This is a genomic window from Bifidobacterium stellenboschense (assembly GCF_000741785.1).
Taxonomy (GTDB): domain Bacteria; phylum Actinomycetota; class Actinomycetes; order Actinomycetales; family Bifidobacteriaceae; genus Bifidobacterium; species Bifidobacterium stellenboschense.
In genome coordinates, this window is sequence record NZ_JGZP01000032.1 from 1 (window position 1) to 5,815 (window position 5,815).

The window sequence follows — 5,815 nt, forward strand, 5'->3', positions numbered from 1 at the left end:
GGTGCGGCGTGGCCGGTCTGCGTCGCCGCGCCGCCGTCCGCGCCCTGCGTGCGGCGGACGGGCGTCGCACCGGTCAGGCCGGACAGGTCGCCTCCCGCGCCGCCGCTCACCTTCGGTGTGACGCTCATGCGGCGACCGCGGTCTTCGCGAGTTCGCGGATCAGGTCCGGTCGGTAACCGGTCCACGAGCTGTCCGGCGTGATGACGACCGGCGCCTGCCGGAACCCCGCCTGCTGCAGTTGTTCCAGCGTGGACGGGTTCTCGGTCAGGTCCACCGTCTCGAACGGGATGCCGAGCTTGTCGAGCTGGCGCTTGGTGGCGTCGCACTGCGGGCAACGCGGCTTGGTGAACACGGTGACGGTCATGGTGGTCTCCGATCGGACGGTGTGATGTGGTGCGGGAGACAGCCTATCGGGGATTGATTGACGAGTAAACACTATCCGTAGTGGCGTGTCGCTAGGCATTTCCCTAGATGTAGGGTCTGGGTAATCGTTGGAATCACAACGGACACGCCGTCGGCCGTGGCGTCCCGGCCGTGGCTGGAACCGTCTCAAACCCGAAAATGTCACCTTCATCACATCGGGGCGTTCCTTGGTTCACGATTTCCCCGGCGTGAAAATCGTGAACCGGAAACGCACATTCCCGCACGTCGCCGTCGTGCGGGAATGGCGGTACGTCGCCGTTCGCCATGTTCATATGAACAGTCCGCCGGTTCACGATTTCGATGGTGTGGGAATCGTGAACCGTGTACGACGGCACTCGCGCGTCGGCGTACCTTCCACCTTGACTCTCCCCTTGGCGGGGAGCCGTCATGCGGGGTGGTCCGCCCATATGGCCGGTTGGCATAAGACGCCACTCGCGCGGAGGCGCGCGGCGGGATAGACTTTTCTCGGAACAAGCTGAATCGACTGAAAGGCAAGGCAAATGGCCGAAGCTACGGCAAACATCGGTGTGATCGGACTTGCGGCGATGGGTTCGAACCTGGCCCGCAATCTCGCGCATCACGGCAATACGGTGGCGTTGTTCAACCGCCACTGGTCGCGTACCGAGAAGCTCATGGAGGAGCATGGCACGGAGGGCGCGTTCGTCCCGACCAAGACGTTGGAGGAGTTCGCCGCGTCCCTGAAGCGCCCGCGCACCGCGATCATCATGGTCAAGGCCGGCGGCCCGACCGACGCGGTCATCGAGCAGCTCGAGCAGGTGTTCGAGCCGGGCGACATCATCGTCGACGGCGGCAACTCGTTCTTCAAGGACACCATCAGGCGTGAGAAGGAGGTGCGCGCCAAGGGCTTCCACTTCGTGGGCTGCGGCGTGTCCGGCGGCGAGGAGGGCGCGTTGAACGGCCCGTCCCTGATGCCCGGCGGCACCGCGGAATCCTGGAAGACGTTGGGGCCGATTCTGGAGTCGATCGCGGCGAAGGTGAACGGCGAGCCGTGCGTGACGCACATCGGCACGGACGGCGCCGGCCATTTCGTGAAGATGGTGCACAACGGCATCGAGTACGCGGACATGCAGGTGATCGGCGAGGCGTACGACATCCTGCGCCGCGGCCTGGGGATGACGGCCGAGGAGATCGCCGGCGTGTTCGACGAGTGGAACAAGGGCGACCTCGACTCCTACCTGATCGAGATCACCGCCGAGGTATTGCACCACAAGGACGCCGCCACCGGCAAGCCGTTCGTGGACGTGGTCGTCGACCACGCGGGCATGAAGGGCACCGGCACGTGGACCGTCCAGACCGGTCTCGAGTTCGGTTCGGCCGTGCCGGCGATCGGCGAGGCCGTGTTCGCGCGCGCCCTCTCCTCCCACGGCGAGCTGCGCGAGGCCGCCCAGCAGGAGCATCTGGCCGGCCCGGACAGGACCATCGACCTGGACGGCGAGGAGAAGGCGGCGTTCGTCGAGGACGTGCGTCGTGCGCTGTTCGCCTCCAAGGTCGTCGCCTACGCGCAGGGGTTGAACGAGATTCAGGACGGTGCGAAGGAGTACGGCTGGGACATCGACCTGTCCGAGGTGGCGCGCATCTGGCGTGGCGGCTGCATCATCCGCGCCCAGTTCCTGCTCGACCGGATCACCGAGGCGTTCAAGGGCGACAACCCGCCGGCCTCGCTGCTGTTCGACCCGTACTTCGAGAAGATCATCGGCGAATCGCAGGACGCGTGGCGTCGCGTGATCGTCAAGGCCGTCGAGGCGGGCATCCCCACCCCGGTGTTTTCCAGCTCCCTCGCTTACTACGACGGCCTGCGCTCCAAGCGCCTGCCCACCGCGCTGACCCAGTCACAGCGCGACCTGTTCGGCGCCCACACCTACGGCCGCGTCGACAAGCCCGGCGTGTTCCACACGCTGTGGGCCGAAGAGGGTAAGCCGGAGATCGAAGAGTAATCTTCGATCTCCGGCTTAGGGAAGCCCTGTGGGCTTCCCGGCCCTCTTCGGGGCCGGCGATAGCCGGCCAAGACAAAACGAAGCCTGAGATCGAGGCGTAGCCCCTTTTCCGGCGCGATAAATCCCGGACGACATGCCGCTCGTCCGGGATTTCTTGTGCTGGTCTCGTCTCAGTGCGACATTTCCCGGAAAACGGTCTTGTTCTCCGGGAAATGTTGTGCTGACCTCAGCTCAGTGCAAGGATTCCCGGACGATAGGGCGGATTCCCGGGAAATATCGCGCCGGACACCTTCAGACACCCCTACCCCTTCAATGCACCCCATCAATGCGATAAATCCCGGGAAACAAGGCTGTTCTCCGGGATTTCTTGTGCCGACTCCGACTCAGTGCAACAAATCCCGGGAATAAGCGGCTTCTTCCGGGAATCATCGCACTGATATCGTCTCAATGCGACAAATCCCGGAGGATAGGGCCGTTTCCCGGGAATCATCGCGCGCGAAAAACCGAACCGAAAGCGCTCAGACGCGGGCTCCGTCGTCGAAATAGCCGCCGCGGTCGCCGGTCTGGCGGCGGCGGGTCAGCAGCTTGCCGATGAGCCCGCCGAGGCCGATGATCGTGCACATGCTGAACACGAAGCTCAGCAGCCATCCGAGGAACGGCACCGAGCCGATGCCGGGGATGAACATCGTAGCGATCGAGCCCACCAGCCCGACGGCGAGCAGAATCCAGCACACGAGTGTCGAACGCTTCACCGGGCCGATCTCGGGGTTCGGGGGAGTGAAGCCGCCGTCATCGTAGGCGTCCATCACCCGGTCGGTGTCGAGCCAGCTGGAGCCGGTGAAGTCGCGCGGCCCATGGCTGGCCCCCGTGCGGGAGAACGCGTCGGGCTTCAGGTCGTCGATGTCGATGAGCCGTTCCTTCTCGCGGCGCTCCGCATGCTTCTCGAATCGTTTCGCATTGCGCGACGACGCCACCGACTTGAGCTCGTCCTTGTGCTCCGCCTCGAACGCCGCCCACGCCGCGTCGAGATTGCCCAGATCGGGCTTCGTCGCCTCGTCGCGTCCGGCGTCGGACGGCGTCTTCGCCGTCTTCCCGTCGTCATCCGGAGCGGGGTTTGTACGCTCGTCGTCCGCGTTGGTATTGTTGAGTTCAGTCATACATACCACTCTAATGCGCGGCCACGGTCTGCGCGGGGAGGGAAACGCCAAGTGCTCTACTGGTTCTTCGTCAAAGTGTTCGGTCCCATCGCACGCCGCCGCCTCGGTCCCACGGCCAAGGGGTTGGAGAACATCCCGCGCAAGGGCGGCGCGATCATCGCCGCCAACCATCTGGCGGTCATCGACGACGCGCTCATCCCGATCACCTGCCCGCGCATGGTGCATTTCATGGGCAAGGCCGAATACTTCGAAGGCAAGGGCGTCAAGGGCAAGTTCAAGAAGTGGTGGTTCACGTCCGTGGGCGTGTTCCCCGTCGACCGTTCCGGCGGCAACAAGTCGTTGGGCGCGCTCGAGCACGCGCGTGAGATCATCGAGGACGGCCACCTGTTCGGCATCCACATCGAGGGCACGCGCAGTCCCGACGGCCGTCTGTACAAGGGGCATACGGGCGTGGCGCGCCTCGCGCTCGAGACCGGCTGCCCGATTGTGCCGACCGCGCTCATCGGTTCCGATAAGCTCCAGCCGATCGGCACGTCGATTCCGAAGAAGGGCAAGACGCAGGTGATCTACGGCAAGCCGATCCACGTGGAGAGGAAGGCGGCCGACGAGATCACGCACGATGATCTACGTTCCCTGACCGACCATCTGACCGCGGAGATCCAGAAGCTCAGCGGTCAGGAGTATGTGCCCGAATACGCGCAGAAGGTCAAGGCCGAGCTCAAGGCGAAGAAGGAGGCCGAAGCGGCCGTCACACCACGGTGAGCGTGACGACCGTCTTGTTGCCCTTCTCGTCGCGCACGCGCACCTGCTGGCCGGGATCGGGGCTCTGCAGGCGCACCGTGTGCGTCACGTCGCCGAGCGGCGCCGACTTCTTCACCTGCAATCCGAGCGCCTCCAACGTCTTGGACGCCTCGTCGTAGGTCTTGCCGCGCACGTCCGGGATGGTCACCATCTCCGGGCCCTTCGAGACGACCACGTCCACCGAGTCGCCCCAATGCAGCTGCGTGTCCTTCGCGACGGACGAGGAGATCACCTTGCCGGCCTCGATCGTGTCGCTGTACTCCTCGCTCCAGTTCGCCTTGAGTTTGAGGTCGTCGAGCGCGGTTGCCGCCTCGTCCTTCGTACGGCCCACGATGTCGGGCATGGTGACGGGCATCGGGCCCTTCGACAGGGCCACGTCGATCTCCGCGTTGTGTTTGAGTGTGGTGCCCGGGTCGGGGGAGATGCTCAGGGTCGCGCCTTCGGGCAGCGTCTCCGAGTATACGTCCTTCGACTCGTCGTGTTTGACGTTCGTGAATCCGGCCTTCTTCAACGCGTCGAGCGGCGCCTTGCCGTTATCGGTGTTCGGGTCGAGGATGTCCGCGGGGATGGTGGCCATCCTGACGCCGCGGGATACGACGACGCGCAGGGTGGGCGTGTGGCGTTTGCTCACGTGCGCGGCCACCTGGGCGTCCTTGCCGTCCAGCGTGGCGAGCACGATATGCCCCTTCTCGACGGTGTCGCTGTACGCGGCCGACGTCTTGTACGGGATGCCCGTCACTTTGAGCGTGCTCTCGTACGTCTTCCATGCGGCGCCTTCCAGCGTGCAGGCGCGGTCCGTCTCGCAGGTCACGTCGTCCGGTTTCGGCAGCTCCCAATAGCTGCCCGGGCCGCGGTAGTACCACCATGCGCCGCCGCCACCCGCCGCGAGCGCGATGGTGAGCAGCACGGCGATCGTGATGATGATGGCCTTGCCGTGGCGTTTGCGCGGCGTCGTCGCGCCCGGTGCGGCGGCCTGCGCCGTCGGTTCGGCGGCGAGGTGCTGCGGCGGCGCCGTCTTCGCGCCGAAGCCGCCTGTGAGCGGGGTGGTGGGGCGCGACACCGCGGCCGTGTTCGTCCGTGCGTCGCCTTGGACCGGCTGCAGGGCGACGGTTTCGGCGTTCGACGCCGCCACGTCGGTCGTCGCGACGGCGGATGACACGGCGGGGTTGGATTCCACGGTGCGCGGCGCCGCATCGGTTATGGGGCGTTGTCCGGTCAGCGTGGATTCGTCCGCGAAGTCGAGCAGGCTGAGCGCCTGCGTCTCCTTCGGTTCGGGCATGGGGGCGAGCACCTGCGTGGCGCCCGCCTCGATGGCGGTGGTCGGCGGCAGCGTCTCGGTTTCCGCGGCCTGCGTGGGGGGCGTCGTTTCCTGCGGCAGGGCGCGCGTCGGCTGCGGTGCCGTCGTATCGTGTGCGGCCGGCGTGGCGTTGGCGGATGGCGTCTCGTGCGACGGCTCCGCGTGTGCGGGCGGCGCCGGCG

5 protein-coding genes are annotated in these 5,815 nt (G+C 65.9%); 2 read left to right on the plus strand and 3 right to left on the minus strand.

The window, feature by feature from the left end:
• Positions 1-124 precede the first annotated feature (124 nt).
• Positions 125-364, minus strand: coding sequence for a glutaredoxin family protein (locus BSTEL_RS11015; protein ID WP_034530400.1), 240 nt, complete (start codon positions 362-364; stop codon positions 125-127).
• Positions 365-923: 559 nt separating this feature from the next.
• Here BSTEL_RS11015 and gndA point away from each other — a divergent pair.
• Entirely contained in the window at positions 924-2,378 is a 1,455-nt protein-coding gene (gene gndA, locus BSTEL_RS11020) for an NADP-dependent phosphogluconate dehydrogenase (RefSeq protein WP_034530401.1), read from the plus strand.
• 518 nt (positions 2,379-2,896) lie between these two features.
• Here the strand turns inward: gndA and BSTEL_RS11025 are convergent.
• Positions 2,897-3,535, minus strand: a complete 639-nt coding sequence (locus tag BSTEL_RS11025; protein ID WP_034530402.1) for a hypothetical protein — start codon at positions 3,533-3,535, stop codon at positions 2,897-2,899.
• A gap of 51 nt (positions 3,536-3,586) precedes the next feature.
• Between BSTEL_RS11025 and BSTEL_RS11030 the strand changes: the two genes are divergently transcribed.
• Complete coding sequence (locus BSTEL_RS11030; protein ID WP_034530403.1) at positions 3,587-4,297, plus strand: lysophospholipid acyltransferase family protein; 711 nt, start codon at positions 3,587-3,589, stop codon at positions 4,295-4,297.
• Here the strand turns inward: BSTEL_RS11030 and BSTEL_RS11035 are convergent.
• On the minus strand, positions 4,284-5,815 hold a 1,532-nt coding region (locus BSTEL_RS11035; protein ID WP_156963310.1), incomplete at its 5' end, for a PASTA domain-containing protein. The genes BSTEL_RS11030 and BSTEL_RS11035 overlap by 14 nt on opposite strands.